The sequence below is a fragment of the Paenibacillus filicis genome, assembly GCF_038070315.1.
In the GTDB taxonomy this organism is placed as follows: Bacteria; Bacillota; Bacilli; order Paenibacillales; family NBRC-103111; genus Paenibacillus_G; species Paenibacillus_G filicis.
Window position 1 is genome coordinate 33,071 of the sequence record NZ_JBBPCC010000010.1, and the last position, 15,157, is coordinate 48,227.

Annotated in this window: 12 protein-coding genes and 1 pseudogene; 8 read left to right on the forward strand and 5 right to left on the reverse strand. The window is 51.7% G+C overall.

Translation table 11 applies throughout. The annotated features are described in order from the left end of the window. The first annotated feature begins 123 nt into the window (after positions 1-123). Positions 124-798, forward strand: coding sequence for a metallophosphoesterase family protein (locus WMW72_RS16175; protein ID WP_341416553.1), 675 nt, complete (start codon positions 124-126; stop codon positions 796-798). Positions 799-920: 122 nt separating this feature from the next. Beyond that, positions 921-1,436 carry a Crp/Fnr family transcriptional regulator gene (locus WMW72_RS16180; protein WP_341416554.1) on the forward strand — a complete coding sequence of 172 codons (516 nt, stop codon included), beginning with the start codon at positions 921-923 and terminating at the stop codon, positions 1,434-1,436. Between the two features lies 1 nt (position 1,437). Here the strand turns inward: WMW72_RS16180 and hmpA are convergent, their stop codons facing one another. Beyond that, positions 1,438-2,700, reverse strand: coding sequence for an NO-inducible flavohemoprotein (gene hmpA / locus WMW72_RS16185; RefSeq protein ID WP_341416555.1), 1,263 nt, complete (start codon positions 2,698-2,700; stop codon positions 1,438-1,440). Positions 2,701-2,921: 221 nt separating this feature from the next. Here hmpA and WMW72_RS16190 point away from each other — a divergent pair, with 221 nt between their 5' ends. Together WMW72_RS16190 and WMW72_RS16195 are read left to right on the forward strand one after the other, a co-directional pair. Beyond that, a complete protein-coding gene (locus WMW72_RS16190; protein WP_341416556.1) occupies positions 2,922-3,695 on the forward strand; it encodes an IclR family transcriptional regulator in 774 nt (257 codons plus the stop codon). A gap of 196 nt (positions 3,696-3,891) precedes the next feature. Beyond that, positions 3,892-4,614, forward strand: coding sequence for a type 1 glutamine amidotransferase (locus WMW72_RS16195; protein WP_341416557.1), 723 nt, complete (start codon positions 3,892-3,894; stop codon positions 4,612-4,614). Here WMW72_RS16195 and WMW72_RS16200 read toward each other — a convergent pair. Beyond that, entirely contained in the window at positions 4,589-5,314 is a 726-nt protein-coding gene (locus WMW72_RS16200; protein ID WP_341416558.1) for a GntR family transcriptional regulator, read from the reverse strand. The two genes, WMW72_RS16195 and WMW72_RS16200, sit on opposite strands and share 26 nt — an antisense overlap. A 377-nt stretch (positions 5,315-5,691) precedes the next feature. Between WMW72_RS16200 and WMW72_RS16205 the strand changes: the two genes are divergently transcribed. The 3 genes from WMW72_RS16205 to WMW72_RS16215 are packed head-to-tail and all read left to right on the forward strand — an operon-like array spanning position 5,692 to position 8,956. Then, entirely contained in the window at positions 5,692-6,621 is a 930-nt protein-coding gene (locus WMW72_RS16205; RefSeq protein WP_341416559.1) for a sugar phosphate isomerase/epimerase family protein, read from the forward strand. Between the two features lie 19 nt (positions 6,622-6,640). Continuing rightward, complete coding sequence (locus WMW72_RS16210) at positions 6,641-7,549, forward strand: carbohydrate kinase family protein (RefSeq protein ID WP_341416560.1); 909 nt, start codon at positions 6,641-6,643, stop codon at positions 7,547-7,549. Between the two features lie 27 nt (positions 7,550-7,576). Further along, positions 7,577-8,956 carry a family 4 glycosyl hydrolase gene (locus WMW72_RS16215; RefSeq protein WP_341416561.1) on the forward strand — a complete coding sequence of 460 codons (1,380 nt, stop codon included), beginning with the start codon at positions 7,577-7,579 and terminating at the stop codon, positions 8,954-8,956. A gap of 99 nt (positions 8,957-9,055) precedes the next feature. On the opposite strand, the gene WMW72_RS16220 is transcribed toward WMW72_RS16215, so the two are convergent. Beyond that, positions 9,056-10,852, reverse strand: a complete 1,797-nt coding sequence (locus WMW72_RS16220) for a response regulator (protein WP_341416562.1) — start codon at positions 10,850-10,852, stop codon at positions 9,056-9,058. 65 nt (positions 10,853-10,917) lie between these two features. Then, the gene (locus tag WMW72_RS16225) at positions 10,918-11,505 is read right to left on the reverse strand and encodes a sensor domain-containing protein (RefSeq protein WP_341416563.1); all 588 of its coding nucleotides are present in this window, start codon (positions 11,503-11,505) and stop codon (positions 10,918-10,920) included. A 207-nt stretch (positions 11,506-11,712) separates the two neighbouring features. On the opposite strand from WMW72_RS16225, the gene WMW72_RS16230 reads away from it, so the two are divergent. Beyond that, complete coding sequence (locus tag WMW72_RS16230) at positions 11,713-13,689, forward strand: serine hydrolase domain-containing protein (RefSeq protein ID WP_341416564.1); 1,977 nt, start codon at positions 11,713-11,715, stop codon at positions 13,687-13,689. Positions 13,690-13,784: 95 nt separating this feature from the next. Here the strand turns inward: WMW72_RS16230 and WMW72_RS35605 are convergent. After that, positions 13,785-14,989, reverse strand: a pseudogene (locus tag WMW72_RS35605) (IS110 family RNA-guided transposase). Positions 14,990-15,157 lie beyond the last annotated feature (168 nt).

Genomic DNA, 15,157 nt, shown 5'->3' on the forward strand with positions numbered 1-15,157 from the left:
TCAAGTGGAGTCAGGCAGGCTGTGTCATTCATTGACTTGATGGAGTGATCCTTACGCATAAGAAGCATGGAGAGCTTGAATAGCTATACGTTCAAGAAGTGAGTCGAAGGAGAACATCAACCTATGAATCTGCTTGTTGTCGGAGATGTGCACGGCTGCCTGCATACCTTCCAGAAACTGCTGGACGAACATTGGAATCCCGAGGAGGAGGTGCTCGTCCAACTGGGGGACTTGATCGACCGGGGCAAGCATACGCCGGGAACGCTTCGGCTGGTTTGGGAACTGAAGGAAAGGTATGGCCCGCAGGCTGTATTTCTCAAGGGCAATCATGAATACGAATTTGTTCAGCATATTGAGCATGGGCCTAATCTATACTGGCTCCCTCAAGGTGGTCAGGATACCCTTGATCAGTTAGAGGCAGCGCAGGTGAAGGCTCAGGAGGTCGTGAACTGGATTGGCAGGCTTCCGCTGGTCTGGGAGGACGAGTATCTCTTCATCAGCCACGCCGGCATAGCGGCGCAGGCGGAGTACCCTTTCGATGAAGGGAATGAGCAGGGAGTATTGTGGAACCGCGCACCGCTCAAAAATCTCGGCAGGTTGCAGATTTTCGGCCATACCCCTTGCCGATCCGGACGTCCAGAATATGAGGAAGCCTCCCATTTCTGGAATATCGATACTGGCGCCTACCGGAATGCCGCGCTAAGCGCCATTCGCGTCACGCCGTTTGGAGAGGTGCTGGAAATTATCAGCTGCCCGGTCGATGCTAGAGATGTGGAGCCGCCGGCCGCCTCTTCTTGATGCTGTCCAAGGCGAGCGCCCGCCTCATAGAGGGATAATGATATGGAATGATAGTCAAACGTATAAAAGCGAAAACCGCAACCTGCCGGTCTTCGCTTCTTTTCCTGATGGAGGTTAATTGGATGATTCTGCATAGAGGTGAATTTTTATTCAGGCAGGGAGAATCCGGGCCGCTGTACCACCTGAGAAGCGGCTTGTTAAAGGTGGTGCGGATGCACCCAGACGGCTCCCAAATTTTGGTCAATGTGATCGTCCCGGGAGAAACGATCCCGCATCATTCCCTGATCAGTCCTAATCCCTACTATGGCTCGGCGATAGCGCTCGTGACCAGTGAGATCGAGATTCTGCCGGAAGCCGCTTGGTATCAGGAGCTGGAGAGAAACCCTGAACGCTACCGAGCCATCGCATTGCAGCTGCAGGACAAGCTGCGGATGATGCAGCAGCGGATGGATCAACTGACGGCCGTTTCGCCGGCCGACAAGCTGCGCAAGCTGGAGGCCTGGTTCCAGCACTATATCTCACCGGCTGCTCTGACGGATGTGCTGACGCAGGACGAGATCGGCCAGTTCATCGGGCTGCGCCGCGAGACGGTGAACCGGCTGCTGCGGAGCCAGGCGGACGAGCGCAATTCTTCCTGATCTAGCGCTGAGGAGCGGCGGTTTCTGCCCGGGCATCGCCTTCGGCAGCATCGAGACTGCCGGACGGGCCAAAAAATTCGTAATGAATATCGGCCGCAGGAACTCCCCATTCGCTCAGGAAGCTGTTCACAGCTTTCATAAATGGTACCGGTCCGCAGAAGTAGAAGCTCGCTTCCCGGGTCGGCACCACCTGCTTCAGCCAGGCCAGATCGATGTAGCCCTCCTTATCATAGACCTGCTGCTCACGGTCCTGTTCGGTGGGCTGATTATAGCACCAGTGGACCGAGGCTTTCTCTAGACAGCCCGCAAGCTCCTCCACTTGCTGCTTCAGGGCGTGAGTCCCGCTGTTCTGAGCGGCATGGATGAAGGTAACGGGGCGCCCGGGGTGGGTATCGGCCACCGTGCTCAGCATGCTGACCAGCGGTGTCAATCCCACGCCTCCGCTCAGGAAGACCAGCGGCCGCTGATCCTGCCGATCGAGTGTGAAATCCCCGGCAGGAGCCGACAGCCAGAGCACATCCCCCAATTGGACCCCCTCATGCAAATAATTCGATACTTTCCCCGCTGGCTTGCCGGTGGAGGCCTCCTCGCGCTTAACGGAAATGCGGTAATAAGGATTGCCAGGCGCGTCGGACAGGCTGTATTGCCGAATATGCGTATGGGCTTCGCCCGGGATCTCCACTTTCACACTGATATATTGGCCTGGCTCGAAGGGAGCCAGAGCTTCTTCGTCCTGTGGAACCAAGTAGAAGGAGGTGATGACGCTGCTCTCCTGCACCTTGCGTTCCACGCGGAAGGCTCTGAAGTCAGCCCATCCGCCCGTTTGGCGCTCAGCCTGCTGATACATCTCCGCTTCGACTCCGATAAAGACGTTTGCAATCACGCCATAAGCCTCGGCCCAGGCCTGCAGAATATCCTCGGTAGCAGCGTCGCCCAGCACTTCCTTGATCGCCTGGAGCAGCGTTTGTCCGACAATGGGATAATGCTCGGGCCGCACGCCCAGACTGCGGTGCTTATGGGCAATCTGCCGCACGACCGGCAGAATCGACTCCAGCTTGTCGATATGCTGCGCCGCAGCGTACACGGCATTGGCTAGAGCCGTCTGCTGCCGGCCTTGGCTTTGATTCGCATGGTTGAATACGTTCAGCAGCTCCGGATGCCCGGTGAACAGCAGCTGGTAGAAGCGCTTGGTGATGTCTGTTCCGTGCTTTTCCAGCGCCGGCACGGTGGATTTGATGATATGAATGGTCTTCTGACTTAACATAAATTTCTCCTCACTTTCATGGCTTCGGCATACCACCAGTATAGGAGAAGAAGAATTTCACGCTGTGTGATTGTAATCACATCATTTCGCAAGAAAGTGTGACGGATTGAAAAAAGGATCGGATTCTCTGATAATATAATGATGTCAGGATTCATTACGTGATATAAGAAAGAAATGGTGTGCTTCTTGTTTCTAGCTAAGGCAATGGAGGTGTGTGGAGCGTGTCTGTCATTTCGAAGGCTATACAGATCTTGGACTTTCTAGTTCCCCAAGGAAGTGAACGAGAGGTTAGTATAACGGAGATCGGTCGCGAGCTGGGGATGCCGGTGCAAAGCGTCCACCGGATCCTGGCCTCGCTGTGTGAGCACGGCTGGGTCACCCAGAACCCGAAAAGCAAGAAATACAAGCTGGGCTTGTCCGTGATGAAATACGGATTTCTCATGTGGGACAGCTTGATGCTGCGGTCGGTGGCCCGCCCGTTTATGGAGGAGCTGTGCAGCAAGACCAAGGAAACGGTCTATCTGGCGACCCGGGAAAACCTGGAGGGCGTGTACATCGATAGCATCGATTCTCCACAGCTGCTGAAAATCTCGGAGCCGATCGGTCTGAGGCTACCGCTGTTCGTCGGCGCCTCCAACCGCGCGATTTTGGCTTATTTGCCCGCTGACCTGCGAGAGAGGCTGTTGGCTCAGGCGCAATGGGAGCGGATCCCCTCTCTGAAACCTCTGTCACGCGAAGCGATTGAACAAGATATCGAGCAAATCCGCCGCAGAGGCTACGCCATAACTTCGGGCGAAGCGACAGAAGGAACGACGGGGATCGGTGCTCCGATTTTCTCCTATGAGCACACCGTTATAGGGTCCTTGAATTGTGCGGGCCCTTCGGTACGATTTACAGCACAACAAGTCGAGAAAATCAGCTATTATGTGACGAAATATGCGGAGTTAGTCTCCGAGGAACTCGGGTATCGCCGCGTCCACCGCGGACATCCTTGAGGGGGAGTAGAGCGCTGAGGCCATATGGCATGAGCCTGTATAGATAAAAAGCATCGTATTCCGCTATTCGGGAAAGTGTACTTCAGCAGACGAAGCAACTGTTGTAAGCTAATCTCACAGGCATGAAGGCGAAGACATGGATGCCATTCATGCCAGCCCCAATCCTCAGAAGGGGAACGGATAGGGAGGCTTGCAGATGAACTTGGTTTTGTTGAAGCATTTTTCTTTCGATGACGAATCGGCATTGATCTCATGGGCAACCCGGAACGGTCATTCAGCGAGCGTCCTTTATCCGCCTGAGCTTACGATTTATCCAGAGCCGGATACGTTCGACATGCTCATCATCCTCGGAGGGCCGATGAGCGTATATGAGGAGGCGCAGTATCCATGGCTAAAGCCTGAGAAGCAGTTTGTTAAGCGAGCAATGGAGCAGCATAAAAAAGTGCTGGGGATCTGTCTCGGAGCCCAGATGATCGCCGAATTGGCCGGAGGGCGCGTATACCGCCACGCCCACAAGGAGATCGGATGGCACCGGGTGGAGCGGACCGGACAGAGCCATGGCTTGTTTCCGCTGCCGGATACGTTCACCAGCTTTCAATGGCACGGGGATGTCTTCGAGCTCCCGGAGGGGGCGGTACATCTGGCGAGGTCTGCAGCTTGTCCGCATCAAGCCTTTGCGCTCGGGCCGCATATTCTCGGCGTTCAGTTTCATCTGGAAACCTCGCCGGCCTGCATCGAATCCATGCTGAAGCATTGGTCGGCGGAATTGATCGAAGGACCGTATATCCAGTCGGCCGCGGATATTCGAAGTGGACTGAGCCGCAGCGAAGCCTCCGCCGGGCTGCTTCACCGGATTCTCGACCGCCTCGGGGCTATTCAATCCCGCCAGTCGTTTACTTCACGAATCGTTCCATCGTAAACTTGAAGCGGTCACCGCGCACGATTCCGTACGAATACTCGATCGGCTGCTCCTTGTCATTATAAGTGAGCGATTCCAGCGCGAAAGCCGGGGAACCTGCCGGTACCCCCAGTAGGCGGCTGATGGCTTCTTCTGTCAGCACCGGCTCGATCGATTCCACCGAGCGATAAATGTTCACTTCGTACTTGGACCTCAGCAGGTCGAACAGGGAACCAGAGCAATCGTCATTCACGAGGCCGGGAGCTACTCGCCAAGGCAGGTAGGACGTGACATATTGCAGCGGCTCCCTATCTGCAACCCTCAAACGAACGAGCTTAACAACCGGGTCCTTCTCCTCGACATGCAGTGTTTCCGCCAAGGTGCTGTCCGCAGGGATCACGACAAGCTCCAAGACCTGGGAGTGAGAGGAGAGCCCTAAGTCCTTCATCTGCTCGACAAAAGTCCGGAGGTTCGGGGTAATCGACTCACGGATCTTCGGCTTCGAGACGAAGGTCCCTTTTCCCTGTATTCTCTGAATATGCCCCTCGAACTCCAGCTGCTGCAGAGCCAGCCGGATGGTAGTGCGGGAAACCTCGTATTCCTGACCCAGCTCAGACTCAGTTGGCAGCTTATCCCCTAGAGCATACTTGCCCGATTTGATCAGATCGTGGAGTTTTTCTTTCACGCTAATATATAAGGATGCTCCTTGTTTTCCTTCCATCGTGACACGCCTTCCCCCAAATGTGATCCAAACCATCAAAATAGGTTGTAACAAATTATTGAGAAATAAAAATAGATAGCTATATTCTAAACCTTTTCGAGCATCAATTACAACAAGCGTGACTAAAAACCAACTGAAATTCGCTTTTATAATGCGAAATTACTATCATTTAAAAAGAAAGAAGACGGGCCCTAACAAGGAAAATCATGTTGACAATGTTTTGTTATGATAATATATTTGAAATGTAGTAACAACTTCGAATATTAGATTGATATTAATATTTGTTACTACAAGTTGTTGCTGAAAGAATAGTGCAGCCGGAGAAATCCTGCTCATTACCTTTTTATAAGATTAAATAACCGGGAGAGGGATCAAGGGTGAGCGTAAGAGGAATCGGAATCAGTCTCAATGCCGATATGGTGAACGGCGATCTGGATGCTCTGGAGAAGCACTTGGGCTATATCGCGGATGCAGGCTGCGACTATGCCGAGTTGATTATGCATGGACTGGACGTCGTTATCGGGGGGCGTGTGCATCCTAGGCGACTGGAACTGGTGCGCCGTGTGCTGGACCGCTTCAAGCTCGGTTACACCTTGCATCTTCCTTACGAGCTGAATTTGATGTCGCTGGAGAAGGGCGAGGACTATTATCGCGGCTTTGAAGCCGGCATCGAGCTGGCGTCTGCGATCGGCTGCGATACGATCGTATACCACAGCTCGTATGCGGTGCTGAACGACTCCAATCTGGAGCATTATTTTAAGCAATACGGAAAAAAGTATCATGAGGAGCTGTTCGCCATCCTGCTGGATGAAGATGCGAATCGGCTGCGTGAGCTTGGGCGATTGGCCCAGGGAGCAGGGGTTCAAATAGGAATTGAGAATAATATCTGGTATGACATCAGGCAGGAGTATACGTATGGCATTCGTCCACAGGACGTGGTCCGGCATATCAGGCGGGTCGGGTTGCCGAATGTCGGGATGACCTTAGATATCGGGCACTGTTACTTGACCTCCATCGCGTACGGTTATGATTTCAAGGATGCGATTCTCGATGCGCTCCCTTACGTGTTGCATCTTCATGTGCACGATAATTTTGGCAAGCTGAAGGACGCCAAGAGCTATATGAGCAACCTGCCCTACGGGTACGGGGACCTGCATCTTCCGATAGGGTGGGGTTCGATCCCTTACCCGGAGGTATTCGACTGGCTGAGGAGCTATGAGGGGATCGTCAATATGGAAATTGAGTTTCGCTTTTATCCTCATTTTCAGGAATGCGTGGAAGAGATGAAGAAGTTACTATCCGCCTAAGCTACAAGGAGAACGAGTTATGGACAACTACGATATATTGATTTGCGGACCTATCTTCACGGATCTGATCTTCTCCGGTGTTCCCCGGATGCCGGAGCCGGGTGAGGAGGTATTCAGCCAAGGCTTCGATATTACGTGCGGGGGCAGCACCTATATTACGTCGGTGGCCATGGCGAGGCTGGGGATGAAGGTAGGCGTGCTAGCTCCGTTGGGAGAGGATTTTCTCAGCAAGTTTATCCAGGAGCAGCTGCGCCAGGAAGGCTTGTCCACGGAGCATGTGTACCACGCGGGAAGATCCTTCCGTCAAGTGACGGCGGCTATCAATTGCGGTGGAGACCGCGCATTCGTCACGTATCAGGACTCGCTGGATCACGAAGGGTACATCGCGTATCTCTTGGATACGCTGGACCGGATGGAGACGAGCATGCTGGTCATTAACGCCCGGCGTGAATATGAGCCTGTCATACGGAAGGCGCGCGACCAAGGAGTGACCATCGTGCTGGATATCGGCTGGGACGATGAATGGATCTATAGCACGGAGCTGAAGGAGCTGCTCCGGCTGGGGGATTGGTTTACGCCGAATCTATCCGAAGCTCTGGCGATATCGGGGCAAGATCGTCCCGAGGAAGCCCTTAAGATGCTGTGCAATCTGGTTCGTACCCCGGTCATCAAGCTGGGGCCGGCCGGGGCCATGTTCCGGGCGGAGGATGGGATTCGCTATGTACCCGTCACTTCTGTGCAAGACCCTGTCGATACGACGGGAGCCGGCGATAACTTTCTAGCCGGCTTGCTGACGGGCGTACTGAAGGGCTGGGAGTTGACCGATGCGATCCGGCTCGGCAATTACTGCGGAGCCCAATCGGTTCAGGGCATTGGCGGTAATGCAGTTTCACCTACATGGGAGCAGGTACTATCTTCATTTAAATAAAAACGGTCATATTCGGGGAGGCGCAAGATGATGAAACTGGCGATTTTGGGTGGCGCAGGGATGAGAACGGCACTGCTGGTAAACGGATTGATTCGGCATTCGGAGGAGCTTCAATTTGACGAAGTTGCTTTGTTTGATAACGATGAGCAGCGCCTCCGCATCATGGGCGGCTTATCGAGGTATATCGCAGAATCCAAGGGGTCTACATTTAAAGTTACGTTTACTACGGATATCCGGGAGGCCGTCCGCGGCGCCGACTTTATTTTCTCTGCGGTTCGCGTAGGCCAAGAAGAAAGCCGGGTACATGACGAGCGCGTTGCTTTGAAGCACGGCGTCTTGGGACAAGAAACGACCGGCCCGGGCGGCTTCGCCATGGCGCTGCGGACGATTCCGGTGATGCTGGAATACACGCGCATTATTCATGAAGAGGCTCCCAACGCCTGGCTGCTCAACTTCAGCAACCCGTCCGGCCTGCTCGCCCAAGCGATGAATACGTACGGCCATTGCAAGGCCATCGGCATCTGCGACGCGCATGCGGGGATGAAGAATGCGCTGAGCCGGTTTCTCGGGGTACATTTCTCACGGCTACAGGTCGATTACTATGGCCTGAACCACTTGGGCTGGATACCGAGAGTCTACCTCGATGGCGTCGATCAGATGCCGGTGCTGCTGGACCGCTTCGAGGAGCTGGCCAAGTCCGCGCATGTGTTCAGCTTCTTCGAGCCGGAGCTGATCCGCAACATCGGGATGCTGCCGAACGAATACCTGTACTATTTCTATTATCACGATCAATCGGTTAGACATATCTTGCAGGCGGGGGAAACCCGCGGGGAACAGATTGTGCAGCTGAACCGTCCCCTGTTGGAGCGGATCGCTCCACTGGTTCGTGAAGGCAAGCTGGCCGAGGCTTGGAAGGATTATAACGACACGCTGGATAAGCGCTCCAGCACGTATATGTCGAAGGAAACGTCCGGGCAGCTGCATAATATCCATGAGAGTGAGGCTCCGGCGCTCAACCAATTCGAGGAAGAGGGCTATGAAGGGCTCGCCATCAATGTGATCAAGGGCATTCACTTGAATAAGCAGCAGGTGCTGACGCTCAATGTGCCGAACCGCGGGACAATCCAAGGTCTGAAGCCCGATGATGTCGTCGAGGTGCCTTGCCTGGTGAATCAGAACGGCCCGTCGCCGCTGACGGTCGGCGAAATTTCTGACCTCGCGATGTCGTTGATCCAGCCGGTCAAAACGTATGAGCGCCTGACGGTGGAAGCCGCTGTGAAGGGGGATTACCAAGCCGCGCTAAACGCTCTGACGGTGCATCCGATGGTTCCTTCCTTCACAGTAGCCAAGTCAATTCTCGATGAATACTTGCAGGTGCATAGAGCCTATTTGCCGCAATTTCAGTAAGCGGCTGAGGTGTCAAGGGCAGCTTCTCCCGGTTAGGGGGAGGCTGCTTTTTTTGAAGTGAAAGTAGGTCGCCCGGGTGAAGTCGAGTGCTGCACCAGGCTATAGAAGCCCGGCGTCCATTGCCTTTTGCACAGCATCTTCCCGGTTGCGCACGCCGAGCTTCAGGTATGCGGATGAAGCATAGTTCCGTACGGTGCCATCCGATAAATAGAGTTTGGAGGCAATCGTTTTATAACGAAGTCCCTTGGATAACATGGTTAATATTTCAAGCTCGCGTGCAGTGAGGTCAAAGGTGTTCGTTGTCGGGGGCTCGGCCGATTCCGGGTCATTCTTCTCGGTTTCAAGCTGCCCAAACAATTGAGATGAGATATCTGGATCGATCAGCGTGCCGCCGCGATATACGAGTCGAATGTTCTCTGCAAGTACACGAGGGTCTGTCGTTTTCAGCAGATACCCATCCGCTCCGCTCCGCAGAACTTCCAGGGCCTGTTCGGGATCTTGAAAGGCCGTGAGAATGAGAATGGGCATATGCGGCCACTTTTCTTTCAATATTCGGGCTGCCGTCATGCCATTCATGGTGGGCATATCCAGGTCCATCAGGATGAGTTGCGGGCTGAGCTCCTCACATAGCTGAATGGCCTGCTCCCCGTTCTCCGCCAAGCCGACGACTTCCAAATCCTTGTGTGCCTTCAACAGGGCATGAAGACTTTCACGGATAAAGGGCTGATCGTCGACGATCAGCAAGCGAATCACTTCATCAGGCCGCTCGGCTTGTCTCGGCAGCGTACATACAATGAGGGTGCCTTGTCCAGGTTCCGAATACACCGAGACTTGTCCTTGCAAATTCATCGCACGTTCTTTCATCGCAGTCAGACCGAAGCCTTCTTGTCGGATCGCCATCCCGTTCCCGTTATCCTGTACCTCCAGCCGGAGCTGCCGCTCCTCGAACTGTAGAGTCACGGTAATAGCTGTAGCTTGTCCATGGCGCACGGCATTGGTTAATGATTCTTGCAAGCAGCGGTAGCAGGTCATTTTGGCCTGTTGGGATAAAGGGTACTCCTCACCAAATACTCGGAAACGAACGGGCACATTGGCATGTGCTTGAAACTCCTGAGCCAACTGCTGCAAGGACTCCAGCAGCGGAAGCCTCTCATACGGGGACTCCATCTGATGCAGGTATGTCCTGACTTCTTCCAGTCCCTTACGCGTTAATTCCAGCAGCGGTTCCAGCCTTTGTTCCCCTGCTGTCGCGGAAAGCTCTGGGCGCAATTGCTCCAAGCTCATCATGATCGAAGTGTAGGAATGACCGATCGTATCATGGAGATCCTTAGCCAGCCGATGACGTTCCTCAGCTAACGTGATGCGCTCGATTTGAGACAAATACTGTTCCAAGATGCGATTCTGTTCACGAATGATTTCGCTTTGACGGTGATTCACGACAAGCAGATGAAAGGCGAATCCGCCCGCATAAGCTAATACGGTGTGAAGCATCACGGCCAAGGGGTCACTCTGTTCGGAGACGACATAGATGAGCAGAGGGAAACCAAGCATGGTCATAGGACCCGACCACCGATAAGACGTAGCTGCACTATTAGCGGCAATCAAGAAAGCAGGAGTTAAAAAAGAAAGATAAGCTTCTGGAAATAACGATGTTAAATATAAGCTTAATCCGCCGGACAGGATGATTTCTGCAAGCAGATAGTACTTGTAGTTCAGCAGCAAGCATAGCCATGGGGCGGAGAAGGCGATCAACTGCCAAAAAATAAGCCCCCAAATCGGCAGAGGGATTTGATCCTGGAAGTGAAGGGTCGTGAATAGGAGCGATACACTGAACATCAGGCGAACCACGAGCATGAACCAATCATACCAGAACCATTGCTTTACCATCTCAAACAATATTCATCAACCCCTAATAAACCTTCGGTTTCTCTTCGCTATCCTCATTAGTATAGGATAAATGCTTAGTGAATTAAACTTTGAATGATGGAGCGCGTGTACATCCCGATCATTCGAACGAGGCGATGGCCTATCCAACCAAAGGGGAGTACGACGCCGAGCCCCGCGGCTGTCATCAGAAGAGATTCCTGGAGTGTATCGATGACTAGCCCGAAGAAGTAGACGTTGAATCCGTAGACGAGAATCGGAGCCAGGATCAATAACAGGGGGATCACGTACAGCACGAAGGCACCGATCAGACTGAATATACCGATCACGGATTTGAGCATTAACCATAAGACGGCCTGCCAGTTGCGGCGGTCGAGAAGCTCCTCTCTGGCTTGTATCCAAAAAGGGCCTTCCGGATTTGTTTGGCCTCTATAAGGCTGAACGGTGATATTGGTATAAATCTTGGTTTGTATACGTTCGTATTGGACGAAAGTCGAAGTGGTTCGCAGGATAAAAGTAAGCAAGGGAATGCCTATCAAGGTAAAGGAGAGGCTTAAGCCTAACGTAATGCCGAGCAAATAAAAGCTGAAATAAAACAACCCGCTAATGAAAGTAAACAGCAGAAAGTAGAAGTTTTGAATGAACAGGAGAAGCGTTTGTTTCATGAAAGATCCATCGTCCTTTCTAAAGGAATCATAGATGTATCTTACTGATTTCTTTGTCATTTCACGCAGTGCCATTCTGTCATATGACACAATAGAAGGCGCTTTGGATAGTCATGACGGAATGCAACTTGTTGAGATGACAAGCCTTTTGCCATACTCGACTTAGCCGAACGTTATGGCAAACAAGAAGTAAAGGAGAAATCATTCATGAACAAAAAGATTCGCACCTCCAGTCTTGCAGTTCTACTATTATCAGCTACGATAGCTACTGCGTGTACCGGACCCACCAACGTATCCCCCGCACCTGCTGCAGATAAGGTTAGCTTGGAGGGGCCACAGGATGCCAAGGAACTTGAGGCATTTGCAGATGGCGTATTCGCAGACAAGATGAAGAAGTTCAATACCGTAGGTTCTAATTTCGCAGTCGTCAAGGATGGGAAAGTGATCTTAAGCAAAGGCTATGGGTATGCCGACAAGGAGAAGAAGACTCCGGTGGATTCAAATACCGTTTTCCAAATCGGCTCTGTGACTAAGTCATTCACGGCATTGGCCGCTATGCAGTTGGTCGATCAGGGGAAAATCGATCTCAAACAGGACATCCAGGAGTACTTGGGAGGAATGAAGGTTCCGAATACAACGGGTAAAAAACTGACGATGTATGACCTGCTTACCTATGCAGGCGGCTTTGACTTGCCGGATATCGCCACGGGATCATCTCCCGAATTTGTGAATCAAGACTTCCCACTGAAGCCGTACATCGCCTCGCATATGCCAACGGTCGTCAGGCCACCGGGAGAAGCGTACACGTATGACAATTTTGGCTTCATGCTAGCGGGCTATGCGGTAGAGAACGTAGCAGGCAAGCCGTTTTCCCAGTATATGGATGAGCATATTTTCAAGCCGTTAGGCATGACCTCCACGAGTGTGCGCTTTACGCCCGAATTGCTGAGCAGAATGGCTTCCCACTATAACCCGGCTGGCGAGTTCGAGCCCTTGGAGGGATTTAATCCAACGGAAAGGCCTCAAGGCGGCATGGTCTCGACAGCCAACGACATGGCCAAGTACCTCCTTATGTATCTGAACCAAGGGAAATATGAGGGGAAAGAAATCTTGAGCCCCAAGGGGGTGGAGCAGATGCAAACCTACCAATTATTTGCGGATAAAACCATTCCCATTACAACGATTGGGTTCGAAGGCTATTTCAGAGAAAAAATGAATGATCAGAATGTGGTTTTAAAAGGAGGGAATGTGACCGGGCATTCTTCCTTGATTGTTCTTCTGCCCGACAAGAATACAGGGTTTTACATGTCCTACAATAACGACTCCATGATGAGCCTGGACGTATATGAGGAGTTTATGAATCATTACTATCCGAGGAAAACGGAAGTTTCAAAGTCTACCTACACGGCCATCAGCGAGAAGGAGGCTCAAGACTATGTGGGACTGTATGAAAACACGCGTCTTGCTTCCCTGAGGGCGAAGGTTTCCTATTCGGATGGAAAGTTAGTAATGGAGTCAGCTGCAGGCAAACACACGCTGAACATGATCCACCCTTTATTATTTGAGGATGAATCCGGTACTAAATTGACGTTTAATAAAAATGAGGCGGGTCAAATTGCCTATTACTACTACACGCAGTCTCCAGATCTTGTAGCGTATTCCCAAAAAATCAACGTGACTTCGCCATTTACCGATGTACCTAAGGATAGTCCATACAAGTCCTATATTGACAATCTCCATGCTTTGAAGGTCATGAGCGGGAAGTCATCGGGCCTCTTCGATCCGCAAGGAACGATGACACAGGCAGAATTCTCTGACGTGCTGCTGCGTGCCCAAGGGTGGCTGGTCATGCCTTACATGACGGAGTCGAATAAGAAACAGATGATGACCGGGGTGCCTGATTATCAGCCTAATGCTCCGATCACGAGACAGATGGCAGCGGTCATGATCCAAAACCTGAGGCAGGTGGAGCCTGGAACGAACGTCAAATTGAGTGGCGAAACGGATGCTTGGGCTGAGAAAGCTATCCAGGCGCTTGTATCCCAAGGTATCATAGACCCGGATACCAAGAACCAATCGGACGGTTCGGTCAACTTCCGTTCCAAGCAGCTTCTGAAGCGCCAAGAAGCCAGTGCCTTGTTGGACCAAGCGTTTAATTACTATACGTTGCCCATCCGTCACTAGAGATAACTAAAAACCAGCTAATTACTTGTCAAGTATTTTAATCTTGGAGTACACTAAGTTGCTGGTATACTAAATCAAGATATGATAAATAACCTTCATTGGCGTGAAGTACATGGATAAATATGGATTTGGGTTTGGTAGGGCTGGCGTTTATTAAGGATGGCATAAATGTGATGGAGAAGCTTGTTGGCGCAAGCAATCACGACCACCTTGTAAGGCTTGCCCTCTTTTTTTTGTCGTAGTACTCTCGAATTTTGGAGTTGATACTCCCACGAATCCCACACTGTACCGCTAAATACAAAGCATGATGCAGCCTCTTTGAGCCACGCTTTGTAATCCGTGAACTTGTTGCCGTAAATTTGCCTGAGCTGAATATTCCCGGGTCTATTCCTGCAAAAGCAACGAGTTGTTTCGCATGTTTAAACTGCTCTACGCTTACAATCTCTGCGACAATCGCAGCTGCAAGTTTATCTCCTAGGCCCTGTATGCCTTTCACCCATTCTACCTCAGGGAGACTCGACGCAATCTCGTCCATTTGCTTCTCCAACTCGCTCAGTTGCTCGGTAAACGAGAGCAGCAAGGAGACCATGCCTTGCAAAGCAACGGTTTAAGATTGAATCTCGGTTGATCGTTTCAATCCAGCAGAACTTCCTTGAGACGTTTCGCTTCTCTTCGACCCAACGCTTAGCATGAGACCTCCTTGTACATGTTTGGATCTCCTCGACAAGATTTTCAACACGTCCCTCCAGACAACTAATCAGTACCTTTAGAGATGTGACTGAGAACTGATCGTGAAACACCTTCTCATAAGCCGGGAAGACCTGGTCTAACAGGGCCCTCATATTTAACTTGGCTTGCACAAACATCCCGGTTACAAATGCATGCTGTCTGGTCACGTGTTGAAGCTCCACAAACGTCTCATCCCATGTAAGATGCGGCGTGACATCTCCTCGATCGTACATCTCCGCTAAATGCAGGCATCCACCGCATCTGTCTTCATCTTTCGTAACTGTACCGCTCTCGCTCGTTTAGCTTGTAACGGATTGACGATAAAGTAGGTCCATCCACTGTGTTCTAGATAGGCAACAAGTCCACGATGATAATGGGCTGTCTCTTTGAGAACCACGACGGGATCCGTCATGGTTCTTATTTTTAACTCAGCCAACAGTTCCCCTAAACGCTCAAACCCACTCTCTTCGTGCGGGATGCTCTCCAATCTCCCGTACGGTTCGTTCCGTTTCAGAAAGGCTGGTACAATACTAGAACCTTTCGCTACATTCACACCTAATACTGGCTCCATAGTAATCTCCCGTTTTAGATTCGCCAGCAATCCCACCATAGTTCCAATCCCATAGCTTCGCTTGTGATTGAAGGTCAAATGTCCCAAGCAGCTGAAACATAGTCATTTGGGAGTAGTGGGAGAACGTTTTTGCAACAGGGGCTGTGACCAAAAGACGCCGTTTTCTCC

Excerpts from the sequence above, each read along its gene's own strand:
- WMW72_RS16175 (WP_341416553.1), top strand. The coding sequence starts at position 124 with ATGAATCTGCTTGTTGTCGGAGATGTGCACGGCTGCCTGCATACCTTC.
- WMW72_RS16180 (WP_341416554.1), top strand. The coding sequence starts at position 921 with ATGATTCTGCATAGAGGTGAATTTTTATTCAGGCAGGGAGAATCCGGG.
- hmpA (WP_341416555.1), bottom strand. The coding sequence starts at position 2,700 with ATGTTAAGTCAGAAGACCATTCATATCATCAAATCCACCGTGCCGGCG.
- WMW72_RS16195 (WP_341416557.1), top strand. The coding sequence starts at position 3,892 with ATGAACTTGGTTTTGTTGAAGCATTTTTCTTTCGATGACGAATCGGCA.
- WMW72_RS16200 (WP_341416558.1), bottom strand. The coding sequence starts at position 5,314 with ATGGAAGGAAAACAAGGAGCATCCTTATATATTAGCGTGAAAGAAAAA.
- WMW72_RS16210 (WP_341416560.1), top strand. The coding sequence starts at position 6,641 with ATGGACAACTACGATATATTGATTTGCGGACCTATCTTCACGGATCTG.
- WMW72_RS16215 (WP_341416561.1), top strand. The coding sequence starts at position 7,577 with ATGATGAAACTGGCGATTTTGGGTGGCGCAGGGATGAGAACGGCACTG.
- WMW72_RS16225 (WP_341416563.1), bottom strand. The coding sequence starts at position 11,505 with ATGAAACAAACGCTTCTCCTGTTCATTCAAAACTTCTACTTTCTGCTG.
- WMW72_RS16230 (WP_341416564.1), top strand. The coding sequence starts at position 11,713 with ATGAACAAAAAGATTCGCACCTCCAGTCTTGCAGTTCTACTATTATCA.